The organism is Agromyces fucosus, assembly GCF_004134865.1.
GTDB classification, from domain to species: Bacteria; Actinomycetota; Actinomycetes; order Actinomycetales; family Microbacteriaceae; genus Agromyces; species Agromyces fucosus.
In genome coordinates this window covers 362,557-378,242 of sequence record NZ_SDPO01000001.1, presented here as the reverse complement: position 1 = coordinate 378,242, position 15,686 = coordinate 362,557, and the positions used below count along the sequence as shown (strand labels likewise).

Genomic DNA, 15,686 nt, shown 5'->3' with positions numbered 1-15,686 from the left:
CACCGACAACATGCCTGCCGTCCGGAATCTTCCCGCGAACCGGGAACTGGTCCGCTCCGAGGACGCGGGTCGTGGCCGGCGGAACCTGGGAGTGCGGCAGTGAACCGGAAAGCACCAACAGACCGGGCGGCCGTGTCCGGTACTGCCACATCCTGCTGAGGGTAGGCTTGCCTCATTCCCACCCCCTGGCTGTCCGGAGGCGTCTGCCGTGCCCACGACTCTCGCCGTACCCCGGCTCATGCTCCGCGGCGGTGCCGATGACGACACCGCACTGGTCGCCGATGGAGCCGCCCTCAGCTACGGCGAGCTCGAACGTCTCGTCGCGGAGCGCCGGCGGATGCTCGGCGACACACGTCGCCTGATCATGCTGCAGGCTTCCAACGACGTCGACTCGGTGGTGACCTACCTGGCCGCGCTCGAGGGCGGGCATCCGATCCTTCTGGTCGCTCCGGGTGACGACGAGGCATCCGTTCGCCATCGTGCGTCGCTGGCGGAGCGGTTCGATCCCGACGTGATCGCTGCCGGGCGGGGGAACGGCGCCGTGCTGCACGAGATCCGCATCGGCACCGCGCACGAGTTCAGCCCCGACCTCGCGCTTCTCGTCAGCACCTCGGGATCGACCGGATCCCCGAAGCTGGTGCGGCTCTCCCACGAGAACCTCGAGAGCAACGCGCGCGCCATCGCGGAGTACCTGCACCTCAGTCCGGCCGACCGGGCCGCCACGACCCTCCCCATGCACTACTGCTACGGCCTCTCGGTCATCAACAGCCACCTCGTGGCGGGTGCGAGCATCGTCCTCACCAGTCGGTCGGTGACCGAGCCGGCGTTCTGGGACGAGGCGCACTCGAGCCGGATCACGTCGTTCGCCGGGGTCCCGTACACGTTCGAACTGCTCGAGACGACGGGGGCCGTCCACCGGATGCCGCCCAGCATCCGGTACCTGACGCAGGCCGGAGGCCGTCTCGCACCCGAGGCCGTGCGTCGCTTCGCGAGGCTCGGCGAGCGCCGTGGCTACGAGTTCTTCGCCATGTACGGGCAGACCGAGGCGACCGCCCGCATGTCCTATGTGCCCGCCGAGTTGGCGGAGCAGGCGGCGGGGACCATCGGCCGGCCGATCCCCTCGGGACGGCTCCGCATCGATGCGGAGCCGGGGGCCGAGATCGGCGAACTCGTCTACGAGGGGCCGAACGTCATGCTCGGCTACGCCGAGCGCCCGGAGGACTTCGCCCTCGGACGGACGGTGCACGAGCTGCGCACGGGCGACCTGGCGCGGCAACGAGCTGACGGGCTCTTCGAGATCGTCGGCCGGATGAATCGCTTCGTGAAGGTGTACGGCCTGCGGGTCGATCTCGATGCGGTTCAGCGGTTACTGGCCGAAGCGGGCATCGAGACCCGGACGGCGAGTGCCGGGGAGCGACTGCTCGTCTTCGTCCGCGCGGAACGCGAGGTCGCAGCCGCGCGCGATCGTGCCGCTGCCCTGCTCGGCATCCCCGTGCACGCCGTGCGCGTCCACCCGATCGCCGAGTTCCCGTGCACCTCGAGCGGCAAGCCGGACTTCAGGGCGCTCGTGCGATACGCGGCCCAGATCGACGAGCCGCTCGCCTCCCCGCGCCATGACGACGGTGCGGTGACCGCCGAGACCGTTCGCGACGTGTTCGTCGAACTGCTGGGATGCCCCGCGGCCACGATCGACGACAGCTTCGCGGGTCTCGGCGGCGATTCGCTGAGCTACGTCGAGGTCTCGCTGCGACTCGAGGGCCTGCTCGGCCGGCTCCCCGCGGACTGGCCGTCGCGACCTGCGCGCGACCTCGCCGCGGCCGTGGTCCCCGCGACCGGAGCCGTCGCCGTTCCGCACGGGAGCGATCCCGCCGTAGGGGGAACCCGGCACCGGAGCATCCGTCGGCCGAACTTCCCCCGTATCGAGACGCCCGCCGTGCTGCGCGCCCTGGCGATCGTGCTCATCGTCGCCACTCACGCCGACCTGATCAACCTGAAGGGCGGCGCGCACCTCCTGCTCGCCGTGGCCGGGTACAACCTCGCGCGGTTCCAGCTGGCCGACGTGCCGGGCGCGACCAGGGTGCGACGACTGCTGCGGAGCGCCGGGCAGGTCGCGATCCCGGCCGTCCTCTGGATCGCAGCCGTGGCCGTGATCAGCGGCAAGTACACCTGGACGACCGCGCTCCTCGCGAACAATCTCGTTCCCGGCGACGGAACGTGGAACGAGCAGTGGCAGTTCTGGTTCCTCGAGGCGGCGGTCTGGGCGATGGCGGCGCTCGCGCTCCTGTTCGCGATCCGCCCGATCGACCGCTTCGAGCGTCGCCATCCGTGGTCGTTCGCCGTCGCACTGCTGGCCGTCACGCTCGCAGCCCGCCTCGCGGTCACTGGCATCGAGGCGGAGCGCATCGACCGCTATTCGGCGGTGCTCGTGCTGTGGTGCCTCGCGCTCGGCTGGGTCATCGCACGGGCGAACTCGACGTGGAAGCGTGCCGCGGTCTCAGCCGCGGTCGTCGTCGCGACGTTCGGCTTCTTCGGCGAACCGGTCCGCGAAGCGGTCATCGTGGTCGGACTGCTGGTGCTGATCTGGGCTCCGCAGCTTCGGCTGCCCCGTCCGATGGTGCCGGTCGTCCGCCTGCTCGCGGGCGCATCGCTGTTCATCTACCTGACCCACTGGGTGGTCTACCCGGCATGGGAGCAGACGGCACCCTGGCTCGGCACCGTGCTGTCACTGCTGGTCGGCATCGCCGCCTGGTACGGCTACCGCGTCATCGAGAGATCGATCGCCGCGTTCCGAGGCCGCCGTCAGCGCGTGCCCGCCCGATCGGATGTCGCGGCCGCCGCGTAGAGCACCACGCCGCCGTCCACCCGCACCGAGACCGCGCAGCCTGCGGGGAAGCGGTGCCCGTCGTACAGCGGCACCCGATGCGTGAGGGCGAATCCGTCGTGCAGCGAGAGGTCGAGCTCGACGGTGCTGCCATTCTGCCGCGCCGCCGTCACTCGGGCGTCGCCCTCGCCGGTCGGCCCGCCGACGTGCAGCTGCGACGGGCGGAGCATCGCTCGCACGGCCTGGCCGCCGTTGCTCAGATCATGGCGGACGTCCAGCTCGCCGAACGCGCAGACCGCCTGGCCGGAACCGGTCGTGCGTGCGGGCAGGAACAGTGCGGCACCGAGGAACTCGGCGACCTCGGCGCTGAGCGGTGCGTCGAAGACCTCCGACGGTGGGCCGGCCTGCACCAGGCGGCCGCCGGAGATCACGGCGAGCTGGTGCCCGAACGACAGCGCCTCCTCCTGGTCGTGCGTGACGAGGATGGTGGTCACGCCACTGCGCTCCAACGCCGCGACCATCGCCTCACGCGTGTGCGCGCGCAAGCCGGTGTCGAGCGCCGAGAACGGCTCGTCGAGGAGGATCACCGTCGGCGCAGGCGCGAGCGCCCGGGCGAGGGCGACTCGCTGCTGCTGTCCACCCGAGAGCTGGTGCGGGTACCGCTCGAGGAGCTCGGGATCGAGGGAGGTGAGTTCCATCACCTCGTGGACCCGCTTCTCCCGGGAAGGGGATCGACGCAGCCCGAACGCGATGTTGCCTCGCACGGTGAGATGGGGGAACAGCGCGCCGTCCTGGGCCACGTAGCCGATGCCGCGGCGATGTGCGCCGACGTTCGTGGTCGAGTCGGCGAGGCGACGGCCCTCGAGGCCGACCGACCCCGTCGTCGGCTCCTCGAAGCCCGCGATGATCCTGAGCAGCGTGCTCTTGCCGCTCCCGGATGCTCCGACGATCGCCAGCCGTGTTCCGCGTTCGACCTCGAAGCCGACGGCTTCGAGCACGGTCGTCGCGCCGAACGATTTCGACACGTCGCTCAATTGCAGCGTCATCCGCTCCTCCGGGCCTTGACTTGGGCGAACATGAGCACGACGGCCGGGACCGACAGCAGGACGAGCGTGAGCGCGTACGGTGCCGCCGCGGCGTATTCGATCGCCGAGGCCGCGGCCCAGAACCCGGTCGCGACCGTGCGGGTGCCGGTCGGCGCGAGCAGGAGTGTGGCGGTGAGTTCGTTCGCGGCACCGAGCGCGACCAGCGCAGCACCGGCCGCGAGGGACGGGACGAGCAGGGGCATCGTGACCCGCCCTTTCGCGACGAGCGGCGAGACGCCCAGCGAGCGCGCGACCTCCTCGAGGTTCTCGGGGATCTGCGCGATGCCGGCCCGGACCGACACGAGCGCTCGGGGCAGGAAGATGAGCACGTAGGCGGCGACGACCGTGGCCACGGTCTGGTACATCACCGGGATGACGCGAAGCGTGAACGTCACGAGGGCGAGCGCCACGATGATCGCCGGGAGACTGCTCGCCACGTAGTAGGTTCCTTCGAGCGCCCGAGCCGTGCGCCCGGGGTAACGGGCGGAGATCCACGCGATCGGCAGTGCCACGACGATCGCGGCCAGAGCGCCCGCGACCGAGAGGAGCACGGTCTGCCAGGTGGCGCCCAGCAGGGGCTGCCAGTCCGCGGCGTCGGTGGCGAACAACCATCGGGCGACGTTGGTCAACGGTACGGCCGCTGCAGCGCCGACGAGCACCACGAGGGCGGCGACGACGAACGGGGTGGCACGGCCCAGCGCGACCCGGGATGCCGGGTGCGGCGTGCCGCTGCCGACCCTGGCGTATCGAAGGCGCCCGCGCGCAGCGGCTTCGATGACCAGCACCACGAAGCACAGACCGGCGAGCACCACGCCGAGCGCTGCTGCGTTCGGGCCGGCGAACGTCGCTTGGTACGCGACGACGATGGCCGTCGTGAACGTCTCGAACCGAAGGAAGGCGAACGCCCCGTATTCGGCGAGGAGGTGCAGCGCGACCACGAGGCCGCCGCCGAGCATCGCCAGTCGCAACTGGGGCAGGACGACGCGGATGAAGACCCGCCATCCGTTCATGCCGAGCGAACGAGCGGACTCCTCGAGTGCGGGGTCGAGCCCGCGGAGGGTGGCGAGCGCCGGCAGGTACACGAGCGGGTAGTACGCGAGCGTCGCCACGAGCAGGCCGCCGCCGAGTCCGTGGATCGACGGAATCGCACTCGCCCAGCCGTAGCTCGCGACGAACGCGGGAATCGTCAGCGGCACGACGAGCAGCACCGCGAACACGCGCCGAGCGGGCAGGTCCGTGCGCTCGACGAGCCAGGCGCCCCCGACCCCGAGGATCACCGTGAACGGGACGCCGAGCAGCACCAGCAGCACCGTGTTGGTCAGCAGTTCGCCCACGCGAGGGCGGAACACCAGTTCGGCGAACTGCGCCCACCCCATGTCGAAGGCCGCCAGCATCACGTATCCCAGCGGGATCAGCGCGGCAGCCGCGAACAACATGGCGAACACGACGAGGCCGACGGGGGGACGCTTGCGGTCTCGTGCGCCCGTCGGCTTCGGTGTCGTGGTCAGGCTCAGAGCAGGCCGGCTTCGGTCATCAGTTCGACCACGTCGGGGCCGTTCAGCGTCGAGGGGTCGACGACGGGTGCGTCGAGCGTATCGAGCGCGGGAAGGGGGTCCCGAGCCGGGATGCCGGTGCTGACGGGGTACTCGAAGCTGTACCCCTCGCCGAGGATCGTCTGGCCCGCGGTGCCGGCGAGCCAGGCGAGGAACTGCTGGGCCTCGTCGATGCGAGTGCTCGACTTCAGGACTCCGCCGCCCGACACGCTGACGAACGCGCCCGGGTCCTGGTTTCCGAAGTAGTGCAGCTTCGTGTTGCCGCTGTTCTCCGCGGTGCCGTCCTGGTCGCGATACCAGTAGTAGTGGTAGATCACGCCGACCGGCACCTCGCCGGCGTTCACGGCCTTCATGGTGGCGATGTTGTTGTTGTATACGGTCGCGTTCTCGTGCATCCCGTCGAGCCATGCGCCGGTCGCGTCGTCGCCCTCGATGGCGAGCATGGCCGAGACGATCGCCTGGAAGTCCGCACCGCTCGGCGCTGCGCCCCAGAGGCCCTTCCACTTCGGGTCCTGCAGGTCCATCAACGATGCGGGAAGTTCCGCCTCGGTGATCATCGACGGGTTGTACACGAGCACCGTGGAGCGCGCGGCGATGCCGGTCCACGCGCCCGACGACGGGCGGTACTGCTCGGGAACGAGTTCGAGCGTCGAGGGGTCCATCGGCGCGAACAGGCCGGCGTCCTCGACGAGCGACATCGCGGGGGAGTTCTCCGTGAGGAACACGTCGGCGGGGGAGGCGGCGCCCTCTGTGACGATCTGGTTCGACAGCTCGCTGTCGCCGCCGTTGCGGAGCGACACCTCGATGCCCGTCTCCTCGGTGAACGCGGCGGTCCACTCCTCGGTCAGCTGCTCGTGCTGGGCGTTGTAGATCACGAGGGCGTCGGTCGTGGCGTCGGCGGCAGGCCCCTCGTCGGCGGCGGCGCAGCCAGTGAGCAGCAATGAGGCCATCGCGACGGGTGCGACGGCAGCTCGAATCAGTCGGTTTCGCATGCAGGGGAGTCCTTTTCGAGCGGGGAGGTGAGGCTATCCTAACCGAGCCGGTGCGCGTCGACGGGTCGGCGGCCGATCCGCTGCGAGAGTCGCACGACCCGATCGAGCATCGACGGCGCGAGGAGCCGCATGCCGGAGCGCGTCCGCGTCCGCGCGACACGGAATCCGCCGCGAACGGGTGATCACGGGCGTGGATCGGCGAACTCGCCCAGGGTCCGGGCACGCCGAACCGCGTCCGTGCGGGAACTCGCGCCGAGCTTCGCGAAGATGTGCGTGTTGTGCCGCTTCACCGTTCCGATGGAGATCGAGAGTCGCTGGCCGATCATCTGGTTCGAGAGTCCGTCGCTGATCAGCTTCAGCACCTCGCGCTCGCGATGCGAGAGCACCGAGCGTGGCGGCGTAGGCGGGACTGAGCCGCTGCGAGCGATGCCTCCTGCGGCGCTGCGGACGGCGTCGACCAGTTCCGAGGAGGTCGCCGACTTCGAGATGAATCCGCTCGCCCCCGCGGCGAGCAGGTGCCCGGCGAGCACCCGGTCGCGGTGCATCGTGACGATGACGATGCGGGTTCCCGGCGATTCAGCGCGAACACGGGCGATCGTCGACAAGACCGGCACGCCGGGCATCTCCACATCGAGCAGCAGCACGTCGGGACGCGTCTCCACGGTCGTTGCGAGTGCACCGTCTCCGTCGGACGCTTCCCCGACGACGACGATCCCTCCGCCGATCGAGAGCATGGCACGCATGCCGTCGCGAAAGAGGTCGTGGTCGTCGGCGATGACGATGCGGATCCGAGTCTCGCCGCTCATGCGCCGCGCGATGCCACGAAGGGGAGCGCGAGCTTCAGGCCCGTGGCGCCGGGGGCGGTGAGGAACTCGACCGAGGCGCCGAGAAGCGAGGCGCGTTCGGCGATGCCCCGGAGGCCGAGCGATGTGGCCTGCGTCGCCCCCGCGTCGTAGCCGTCTCCGTCATCGGTCACGGTGATCGTCACCTCGGTCGGCGACCAGGCGAGTCGGACCGAGACGGCCGTCGCATTCCCCGAGTGCGCTCGGGCGTTGCGCGTCGCCTCCATGACGATCGTGAACAGCTCCTCCTTCGCGAGGATCGTGAGCGGCCGCGGCGTTCCTGCTTCACGGGCATGGACGGGAAGCGATCCGTTGCCACCCGTCGCATACGCGTACTCGTCGATGGCGTCGAGGAGCGGGCGCTCTCCGACGAGCGACCGCAGGTCGAGGGCGAGGTCCTGGGTGTCGGCGAGGGCGACGTGCAGGATCCGCATGGCCGCGGTGACCGATGCATCCGGCCTGGTGGAGTTCGCGATCTCGAGACGCTGGAGCCCGGCCGCGATGCCGTGGGCGATCCGGTCGTGGAGTTCGCGGGAGATCCGCTGCCTGGTGTCGTACTGCGCCTGTTGCAGCCTGTCGCGGAGCACTTCGACGTACGCGATCGCGCCCGGCGGGAATCGACGCCAGATCGCGTGGTGCAGCGCCCCCGCGATGTCGAGTTCACGTCCGCGATGAGCGACGTCCACCCGCGCGACGATCACCGGCAGGGCGATGGCGAACAGCAGTTCCGCGGCCATCAGCGGCTCTGCCGGGTCCATCTCCATCGCGGCGGATCGCCGACCGTGCGAACTGAGCTCGGACAGGTCGTGGTACTCCACGGAGACCTCGGGCTGCTCGGCCGCACCATCGAGCACGGCGAGTGTCTCAGCGACGATGGCCCGCACCTGGAACTCGAGGCCGCCGTCGACCGAGCGTTCGTTCGCGAGCGAGCTGCCTCGAGCGAGGAGACGGCTCCGGAGCTCCTCGAGGATCTCGTCGGGAATCGTCAGCAGCTCGTCGGGTCGTGTCGTCGCGATCACTCGGCCTCCTCTGCACCTCGCTCAACGGTAACGGCATGCGATGAGCTCGAACGATGCGACGGCCGACGCCTGCAGAAGATCCCACCAAAGGGGTACCTGGAACGGGTGCACGCTGCCCCTGCAGGGAATGCGACTTTCGGCCTATCGAGCCGGAGGCAGCGCTCTTCTATCGTCGGCAGGGCACAGGACATGCGCCGGACGATCGATCCGAGCGGGACGTCCGCCGCATCGACGAGGTGGAGGGCAGCGATGAGTGGGCAACAAGGCGTCGGGACCACGACGACGGCGGACGCGGGGGAGCTCGGATTCACGCTCTGGGTCGACTACTTCGTGCTGAACCGATCTCGCCATCCGGCGATGGAATCCGAAATCCGAGGGGAAGCTCCGTGCCGCCTGCCCGATGCCACCCGACGGGCCTTCATCCGTTCGTTCCAGCGATTCCACCTCGGGGAAGGCGGCGATGGCGTGCATCTCCTCGCGCGTGCAGAGCGTGCCGGCGATCCCGCCTACACCCGCGCCCTCGCACTGCTGGTCGAGGAGGAGCAGAAGCACTCGCGACTCTTCGCACGCGGACTCGACCACCTGAACGGGTCGACGCTGTCGAGCCACTGGTCGGACGCCGTCTTCACTTGGTTCCGCCGAATGCTCGGGCTGCGCACGGAGATCGCGCTGTTCCTGATCGCGGAGGCGACGGCGATGGAGTACTTCCGCGCGTTGGCGACGTCGGCTCCCGACCCGGTGCTCCGTGGCATCGGGCGGCGCATCAGCACCGACGAGGTCGAGCACCTGCGGTTCCAGGTGGACCGGCTCGGCGCGGGGTTCGCCGGGACCTCCGCGATCGGACGGGTGTTCCTGGGACTCGCATGGGGCGTCGTCGCCGCCGGCGCGTCGACGGTGCTCGCCGTCGACCATCGCGGAGCACTGCTGGCGTGCGGACTGAGACCCGCGACGTACTGGGCGCGCGCGATGCGTCAGTTCCGGCGATCCGCGACGGACGCACTCGGAGCGTCGGGGAGTGCGATCCGGGGTCCGAGCGTCAGGCTCTGACGGGCGTCAGATGAATGACGGCCATGAGATGAAGCGGAACAGGTCGACGCCGAACCAGAGCAGCGTCTCATGCACGCTCCCGACGAGCACGTAGAGCCCGAGCACGGTGCCGAACGCGATCTCTCGAACGGACCCGGTGTCGCCGAGCACCGGCAACGCCACGAAGCCGTTCGATCGCCAGATGCTGCTGATGATCGGCGCCCTCCGCAGCAGTCTCGGCGGCCGTGGCCTGATCGGCCAGAGCAGGCCGGGCAGGCCGCCGGTCGTCAGGAGGTCGCCCGCGAGGTGGGCGACGAAGCCGACGACGACGGCGAGCGGGAACCATGCGATGCTGCTCGGCGCGAGCGTCACGAGCAGCACGCCGAACAGCGCCCCGAGCACCCAGGCGGTCAGCCACGACTCGACCATGTCCCGGGCCTTCAGTGCGAAGCACATGAGCGCCGCGGCGCCGATCACCGTGCCGAGCGAGAACGTGCCGAGCCGCTCGGTCGTGAGGGTCACGAGCGTCAGCCCCCAGGCGCTGACGCCGACGATCGCCGCCGCGATCAGCGAGTGCGCGCCGTGCCGATGTCCGCCGGAGACCGAGTTGACGGCGCCGGCGGTGAGACGGCCGAGGATCGGGACCGATCGCGCGATGGTGGCACTGTGATGGTCGGCATCGGGCAGCAGGGCCGCACCGGCGCAGACGAAGGATCCCGCGATGACGCCGACCGGGTCGAGGGGGTAGGCGCCGCTCGTGAGGTACGGCATGGCTCCGGTCGCGGCGATCCACGCGGCGGCCCCGCTGGTGGCATGGTTGACGCCCATCATCGTGCTGGGGTGGTCCTCTCGGTGGGCGTGCATCGTCACCCGATGCGGGTAGTCGACGTGCGCGCACCGCTCGTCACCTCACGACCTCGAGCCGTGCCGTCCGACCGTATCGCGGAGCGCTGACACCGGCGGTCGCTCCCGGCTGTGGGAGCGCGGATCAGGCGTTCGTCGCCGAGCCGACGATCAGCGAGCGGAGCTCGTCCGCGAATCGCTCGGCGGGCCCGTCGACGATGAGGCCGGGCGCGACGGTCGTGATCGGGAGGACGGCCACCGGGGACGGCGCCATGCCGACTTCTGTTCGCCACTGGACGATCTGCGCCGCTGACGCCGCGTAGACGATGCGCCCGAGGCCGACCCATGCGTGCGCGGCCGAGCACATCGGGCAGTGCTCGCCCGACGTGTACACGGTGGATCGGGCCCGTTCGGTCGTCGTCAGGTTGGCCGCAGCCCAGCGCGCGATCTCGAACTCGGGATGCCTGGTCTCGTCGCCGAGGGTGGTCTCGCGATTGCGGTCGGCGAAGCGCTCGACGCCGGCGGCGTCGACGAGCACGGAGCCGAACGCTCCGTCACCGTCGGCGGCCGCCTCACGTGCGAGTGCGACGGCGCGATCGAGGAACGCCAGGTCTTCGTCGGTGATGCCCACAGAGCGAGTCTGCCGCGCTTCGTGCCGGCACGGAACCATGACTTCGCATTCGATGTGAATGCGTCGTCGGATGCCGCGGCCCCACGTAGGCTCGGACCGTGGACATCAGAGACATCGCCCTCACGACCATCGACGGCGCACCGACCTCACTCGCCGAGTACGCCGATCAGGTCGTCATGATCGTCAACGTCGCCTCGAAATGCGGCCTCACGCCCCAGTACGAGAAGCTCGAGGCGCTGCAGCGCGAATACGGCGATCGCGGGTTCACGGTGCTCGGCTTCCCGTGCAACCAGTTCGCCGGGCAGGAGCCGGGTGACAGCGATGACATCAAGGAGTTCTGCTCGATGACGTACGGCGTCAGCTTCCCGTTGATGGAGAAGGTGAAGGTCAACGGGCGCCACCGGCATCCGCTGTACGCCGAGCTGACCACGGTTGCAGACGGCAACGGCAAGGCCGGCCGAGTGAAGTGGAACTTCGAGAAGTTCGTCGTGCAGCCCGGCGGCGAGGTGCAGCGGTTCCGCCCGACGACGCAGCCCGACGATCCTGCGGTCATCGCCGCGATCGAGGCGGGACTCGCCGAGGCGAAGGCCGCCTGAACTCGGAGCCGACCGGCTTCCGAGGCGAGCCGCGCGGCACCTTGACCCTTCGGCGCACCCGGCCCACAATTGGGGGGTTGATCCGAATGCCTAGGGGAGCGGAGCACGAATGTCCGACGCGTACACACGTCCGATCGACGACGGGGCGGCGACGACCACTGCCCTGCCGAACTTCGCACCGCCGCCGGCAGGTGAGCCGACCACGTCGTCGGCTCCTGCGGCGAAGGATCCTGCCGAGCGCCGCAAGTGGAGCAGCGACCTGCGGTTCATGCTCGTGGTGCTCGCGGCGATCGTCGCGCTCTTCCTCGCGTTCGCGCTTCTCATCGCCTTCAGCCCCACCGGAGCGGCGATCAGCGCGCTCGCGATCATCGCGGCGCCGATCGCCACCATGGTCGCCGCGTACTACGGCATCTCCCTCGCGCTCCGGCAGGTGAAGGATGCGCGCGACACTGCAGCGGCGAGCGAGGCCCGCGCCCGCGCCGCCGAGCAGACGGCTCGGGAGTCCGACGCGTGGGCAGCCCAGATGGAGTCCGGCCTGCGCGTCGCGGTCGCGAAGCTCAAGGCCGGAGCCCAGGACACCCGTGACGTCGAGCGCGCCGCCGGCACCCCCGACGACTTCTTCTGATCCCAGCGGAGCACGCAGCTCCACGAGCGAGGCGCCTGCCCCGCACGGATGTCAGAGTTCGGCCATCACGGAGACCGGGCGCTCGATGCATCGCGCCACGAACGTGAGGAACGCCGCGGCCTCGGCGCCATCGCAGACCCGGTGATCGAACGACAGCGTGAGCTCCGTCACCGTGCGCACGGTCAGGGCGCCGTCGACCACCCACGGGCGCTCGATGAAGCGGCCGACGCCGAGCATCGCCGCCTCGGGGTGGTTGATGATCGCCGCAGAGCCGTCGACGCCGAGCGTGCCGTAGTTGTTGAGCGTGAAGGTGCCCCCAGTCAATGCCGACGGCGGGAACACGCCGGTGGCCGCTTCCTCGGTGCGGGCCGTGATCGCATCGCGCAGCGTGCGCAGCGGCATCCGCTCGGCGCCGTGCACGACGGGTACGAGCAGGCCTCGCGGGGTCTGCGCGGCGAGGCCGAGGTTCACGGCCGAGTGATAGACGAGCTCCTCGCGTTCCGCGTCGAAGCTGGAGTTGAGGGCGGGGTGCTTCGCGAGCCCCGCGATCACGAATCGCGCGATGAGCGCGGTGATGCCGAACCGCTCGCCGGTCGCCTCCCGCAACTGCCCTCGCGCGGCCAGGAGGCCCGTCGCGTCGACGTCCATCCAGACGGTCGCCTCGGGGATCTCACGGCGGGAACGCGAGAAGTGCGCGGCGGCGGCGCGGCCCATGCGGTCGAGCGGCACGCGCCGGTCGCCCTCGCGGTCGGCCGCGAGGGAAGCGACGGCTTCGGGCGTCGTCGGCAGCGTCGTCGCAGATCCAGCGGATGCCTCGCCGACGTCGGCGGCCGTCGGTGACTCCTGCTCGGCGATGAACGACTCCACGTCGCGTCGCATCACGAGATGGTCGTGACCGGACCCGAGCAACTGGCTCGCGTCGAAGCCGTGTTCACGGGCGAGACGTCGCACGATGGGTGAGACGACGGGGGAGCGACGGGCGGCATCGAGCCGTGCCGCACCGTTCGAGCGGGGGCCGGTCGACCCCGCCCCGCCGGCACCTGGTGCGGAGACGCCGCCGCCGGTGCGACGCCCGAAGCGTGCCGGCGCCGAGGCCGCCCGCTTCGTCACGGTCGACTGCCGGGTGCCGTAGCCGATCAGCACGGCGCCCGATTCCTCGGCGAGCGCGGTCTCGCTCGTCACGATGCCGGGTTCGGCGGGCTCGGCGACATCCGGAACCTCAGCGTCACTGCGCAGCGTCAGCAGGACGGTGCCGGCATGCAGCACTTCGCCCACCTCGCCGCCGAGCGACTCGACGACGCCCGCGAACGGCGTCGGCAGCTGCACGACGGACTTCGCCGACTCGAGCTCGACGACGACCTGGTCGATCGTCACCTCGTCGCCCGGCGCGACGAGCCAGGCGACGATCTCGGCCTCGGTGAGCCCTTCACCGAGGTCGGGCAGGATGAATTCGCGGCTCATGCGTCCCACTCCCAGGTGTCGAGGGCGGCGAGCACCCGGTCGGCGGTCGGCAGGTGGTATTCCTCGAGCTTCGGCGAGGGGAACGGGATGTCGAAGCCCGCGATGCGCAGCACCGGCGCGGCGAGGTGGTGGAAGTTGCGCTCGGTGACCCGTGCGGCGACCTCGGCGCCGTAGCCGCCGAACTGCGCGGCCTCGTGGATCACGGCGGCGCGCGAGGTCTTGCGAACCGAGGCGCTCACGGTGGCGTCGTCGAAGGGGGAGAGGCTCCGGAGGTCGACGACCTCGATCGAGAGGCCCTCGGCTGCGGCGGCGTCGGCGGCCTCGAGCGCGGTGCGCACCGTCGGGCCGTAGCCGATGAGCGTGACGTCGGTGCCTTCGCGCACGACCTCGGCGCGGTCCATCGGCGCCGTCGTGACGGGCAGTGCAAGAGGGGCCTTCGACCAGTACCGGCTCTTGGGTTCCATGAAGACGACGGGGTCGTCGCTCTCGATCGCCTCGCGCAGCATCGAGTACGCGTCGGCGGGGTTCGACGGCATGACGACGGTGAGGCCGGGCGTCGACGCCCAGTACGACTCGGAGGAGTCGGAGTGGTGCTCGACGCCGCCGATGGCGCCGGCGCACGGAATACGCACGACCATGGGCAGCGTCACCCGACCCTTCGTGCGGTTCCGCATCTTCGCGACGTGCGAGACCATCTGCTCGAAGGCGGGGTAGCTGAACGCGTCGAACTGCATCTCGACGACGGGGCGCATGCCGTACATGGCCATGCCGACGGCGGTGCCGATGATGCCCGACTCGGCGAGCGGCGAGTCCCAGATGCGGTGGTCGCCGAACTCCGCCTGCAAGCCGTCGGTGACGCGGAACACGCCGCCGAGCGGCCCTACGTCTTCGCCGTAGACGATGACGCGGTCGTCGGCCGCCATGGCGTCGCGAAGCGCGGCGTTCAGCGCGCCCGCCATCGTCAGCTGCGTCGGGGCGGAGGCCTCGGCGGCCGGGGAGCTCGTCGCGGTCGCGGTCATCGTGCGGCTCCCTCGTGGCTCGCGAAGGCGCCGGCGGCGATCTCGGCCTCGAGTGCGGCGCGCTGTTCGACGAGTGCGGCGCGCTCCCGCCCGTAGACGTGGTCGAAGAGCTCGAGCGGATCGAGCTCGGCCTCGGTCGTCATGACGTCGCGCGTGCGCGCGGCGAGGGCCTCGGCGGCATCCGTGATCTCGGTGCGCATGGCCTCGGTGAGCGCGCCCTCGGAGACCAGGAACTTCTCGAGTCGCTCGATCGGGTCGCGGCGCTTCCAGTGCTCGACATCGCGCGCGGCGCGGTAGCGGGTCGGGTCGTCGGAGTTCGTGTGGGCCTCGATGCGGTACGTCACGCCCTCGATGAGGGTGGGGCCGCCGCCGCTGCGGGCGCGCTCGACGGCGGCGCTCGTCACGGCGTACATCGCCGCGATGTCGTTGCCGTCGACGTGATAGCCGGGCATGCCGTACCCGACGGCCTTGTCGGCGAGGGTCGCGGCGCGGGTCTGCCGCTCGAGGGGCACACTGATCGCGAACTGGTTGTTCTGCACGACGAAGACGGTGGGCGTCTGCCAGACCGCCGCGAAGTTGAAGGCCTCGTGGGCGTCGCCCTCGCTCGTGGCGCCGTCGCCGAGGAAGGTCAGCGCGACGATCGAGTCGTGGCGCAGGCGTGCCGCGTGCGAGAGGCCGACGGCGTGCAGCGCCTGCGTCGCGAGCGGGGTGGCCTGTGCGGCGGTGCGGTGAGCGTTTTGGTCGTAGCCGTTGTGCCAGTCACCCCGGAAGGACTGCAGGATGTCGGCGGGCTCGATGCCGCGGGTGAGCAGGGCGATGCTGTCGCGATAGGTCGGGAAGAGCCAGTCCTGCGCGGTGAGCGCCGCCGTCGCGCCGATCTCGCAGGCCTCCTGGCCGTACGCCGAGGGATAGGTTGCCAGGCGACCCTGCTTCGTGAGCGCGGTGACCTGCACGTCGAAGCGCCGGGCGACGACCATCTTGCGGTAGAGCTCGAGCAGGGTCTCGGTGTTCGGCAGGCCGAACCCGCCGGTCGCCGCACCGGTCACCGCGTGACCGGCATTGTCGAGGAGGCGCAGTGGCTTCTCACTCGGCAGGGTGCGGACGGATGCATGCTCGACATTGAGGCTCATGACCTCATCGTCGGACACTCTCGCGCGCCGCGACGGCGGTCTC

At 70.4% G+C, this 15,686-nt stretch carries 14 protein-coding genes; 4 read left to right on the top strand and 10 right to left on the bottom strand.

What is annotated here, in order from left to right; all coding sequences use genetic code 11:
• The first annotated feature begins 208 nt into the window (after positions 1-208).
• The gene (locus ESP57_RS01845; RefSeq protein ID WP_129230372.1) at positions 209-2,842 is read left to right on the top strand and encodes an AMP-binding protein; all 2,634 of its coding nucleotides are present in this window, start codon (positions 209-211) and stop codon (positions 2,840-2,842) included.
• Here the strand turns inward: ESP57_RS01845 and ESP57_RS01840 are convergent.
• From ESP57_RS01840 to ESP57_RS01820, 5 genes are all read right to left on the bottom strand, one after another.
• Positions 2,800-3,867 (bottom strand): ABC transporter ATP-binding protein, encoded by a 1,068-nt coding sequence (locus ESP57_RS01840; RefSeq protein WP_129230371.1) that lies wholly within the window; start codon positions 3,865-3,867, stop codon positions 2,800-2,802. The two genes, ESP57_RS01845 and ESP57_RS01840, sit on opposite strands and share 43 nt — an antisense overlap.
• On the bottom strand, positions 3,864-5,342 hold the full coding sequence (locus ESP57_RS01835; protein WP_129230850.1) for an ABC transporter permease: 1,479 nt from the start codon (positions 5,340-5,342) through the stop codon (positions 3,864-3,866). The genes ESP57_RS01840 and ESP57_RS01835 overlap by 4 nt, the downstream gene beginning before the upstream one ends.
• Positions 5,343-5,416: 74 nt before the next feature.
• Positions 5,417-6,451: an iron ABC transporter substrate-binding protein gene (locus ESP57_RS01830; protein WP_129230370.1), complete on the bottom strand. Its 1,035-nt coding sequence runs from the start codon at positions 6,449-6,451 to the stop codon at positions 5,417-5,419.
• A gap of 182 nt (positions 6,452-6,633) precedes the next feature.
• On the bottom strand, positions 6,634-7,257 hold the full coding sequence (locus ESP57_RS01825; protein ID WP_129230369.1) for a response regulator: 624 nt from the start codon (positions 7,255-7,257) through the stop codon (positions 6,634-6,636).
• On the bottom strand, positions 7,254-8,312 hold the full coding sequence (locus tag ESP57_RS01820; protein WP_129230368.1) for a sensor histidine kinase: 1,059 nt from the start codon (positions 8,310-8,312) through the stop codon (positions 7,254-7,256). Before ESP57_RS01820 ends, ESP57_RS01825 begins: the two co-directional genes overlap by 4 nt.
• Before the next feature lie 465 nt (positions 8,313-8,777).
• On the opposite strand from ESP57_RS01820, the gene ESP57_RS01815 reads away from it, so the two are divergent.
• Entirely contained in the window at positions 8,778-9,359 is a 582-nt protein-coding gene (locus ESP57_RS01815; protein WP_129230367.1) for a ferritin-like domain-containing protein, read from the top strand.
• Positions 9,360-9,365: 6 nt separating this feature from the next.
• On the opposite strand, the gene ESP57_RS01810 is transcribed toward ESP57_RS01815, so the two are convergent.
• Positions 9,366-10,202: a metal-dependent hydrolase gene (locus ESP57_RS01810; RefSeq protein ID WP_147305623.1), complete on the bottom strand. Its 837-nt coding sequence runs from the start codon at positions 10,200-10,202 to the stop codon at positions 9,366-9,368.
• A gap of 124 nt (positions 10,203-10,326) precedes the next feature.
• On the bottom strand, positions 10,327-10,812 hold the full coding sequence (locus ESP57_RS01805; RefSeq protein WP_235507680.1) for a nucleoside deaminase: 486 nt from the start codon (positions 10,810-10,812) through the stop codon (positions 10,327-10,329).
• A gap of 98 nt (positions 10,813-10,910) precedes the next feature.
• On the opposite strand from ESP57_RS01805, the gene ESP57_RS01800 reads away from it, so the two are divergent.
• Both ESP57_RS01800 and ESP57_RS01795 read left to right on the top strand, forming a co-directional pair.
• A complete protein-coding gene (locus ESP57_RS01800) occupies positions 10,911-11,408 on the top strand; it encodes a glutathione peroxidase (RefSeq protein WP_115957936.1) in 498 nt (165 codons plus the stop codon).
• Between the two features lie 109 nt (positions 11,409-11,517).
• Complete coding sequence (locus ESP57_RS01795; RefSeq protein WP_129230366.1) at positions 11,518-12,033, top strand: hypothetical protein; 516 nt, start codon at positions 11,518-11,520, stop codon at positions 12,031-12,033.
• 51 nt (positions 12,034-12,084) lie between these two features.
• Here the strand turns inward: ESP57_RS01795 and ESP57_RS01790 are convergent, their stop codons facing one another.
• The 3 genes from ESP57_RS01790 to pdhA are packed head-to-tail and all read right to left on the bottom strand — an operon-like array spanning position 12,085 to position 15,643.
• Positions 12,085-13,494: a dihydrolipoamide acetyltransferase family protein gene (locus ESP57_RS01790; protein ID WP_129230365.1), complete on the bottom strand. Its 1,410-nt coding sequence runs from the start codon at positions 13,492-13,494 to the stop codon at positions 12,085-12,087.
• Positions 13,491-14,513: an alpha-ketoacid dehydrogenase subunit beta gene (locus ESP57_RS01785; RefSeq protein WP_129230364.1), complete on the bottom strand. Its 1,023-nt coding sequence runs from the start codon at positions 14,511-14,513 to the stop codon at positions 13,491-13,493. Before ESP57_RS01785 ends, ESP57_RS01790 begins: the two co-directional genes overlap by 4 nt.
• Positions 14,510-15,643 (bottom strand): pyruvate dehydrogenase (acetyl-transferring) E1 component subunit alpha, encoded by a 1,134-nt coding sequence (gene pdhA, locus ESP57_RS01780; RefSeq protein WP_129230363.1) that lies wholly within the window; start codon positions 15,641-15,643, stop codon positions 14,510-14,512. The genes ESP57_RS01785 and pdhA overlap by 4 nt, the downstream gene beginning before the upstream one ends.
• Positions 15,644-15,686: the final 43 nt, after the last annotated feature.

What these genes read in the sequence shown, in the direction of transcription:
- ESP57_RS01840 (WP_129230371.1), bottom strand. Translation starts at nt 3,867, where the DNA reads ATGACGCTGCAATTGAGCGACGTGTCGAAATCGTTCGGCGCGACGACC.
- ESP57_RS01835 (WP_129230850.1), bottom strand. Translation starts at nt 5,342, where the DNA reads ATGTTGTTCGCGGCTGCCGCGCTGATCCCGCTGGGATACGTGATGCTG.
- ESP57_RS01830 (WP_129230370.1), bottom strand. Translation starts at nt 6,451, where the DNA reads ATGCGAAACCGACTGATTCGAGCTGCCGTCGCACCCGTCGCGATGGCC.
- ESP57_RS01825 (WP_129230369.1), bottom strand. Translation starts at nt 7,257, where the DNA reads ATGAGCGGCGAGACTCGGATCCGCATCGTCATCGCCGACGACCACGAC.
- ESP57_RS01810 (WP_147305623.1), bottom strand. Translation starts at nt 10,202, where the DNA reads ATGCACGCCCACCGAGAGGACCACCCCAGCACGATGATGGGCGTCAAC.
- ESP57_RS01795 (WP_129230366.1), top strand. Translation starts at nt 11,518, where the DNA reads ATGTCCGACGCGTACACACGTCCGATCGACGACGGGGCGGCGACGACC.
- ESP57_RS01790 (WP_129230365.1), bottom strand. Translation starts at nt 13,494, where the DNA reads ATGAGCCGCGAATTCATCCTGCCCGACCTCGGTGAAGGGCTCACCGAG.
- ESP57_RS01785 (WP_129230364.1), bottom strand. Translation starts at nt 14,513, where the DNA reads ATGACCGCGACCGCGACGAGCTCCCCGGCCGCCGAGGCCTCCGCCCCG.
- pdhA (WP_129230363.1), bottom strand. Translation starts at nt 15,643, where the DNA reads ATGAGCCTCAATGTCGAGCATGCATCCGTCCGCACCCTGCCGAGTGAG.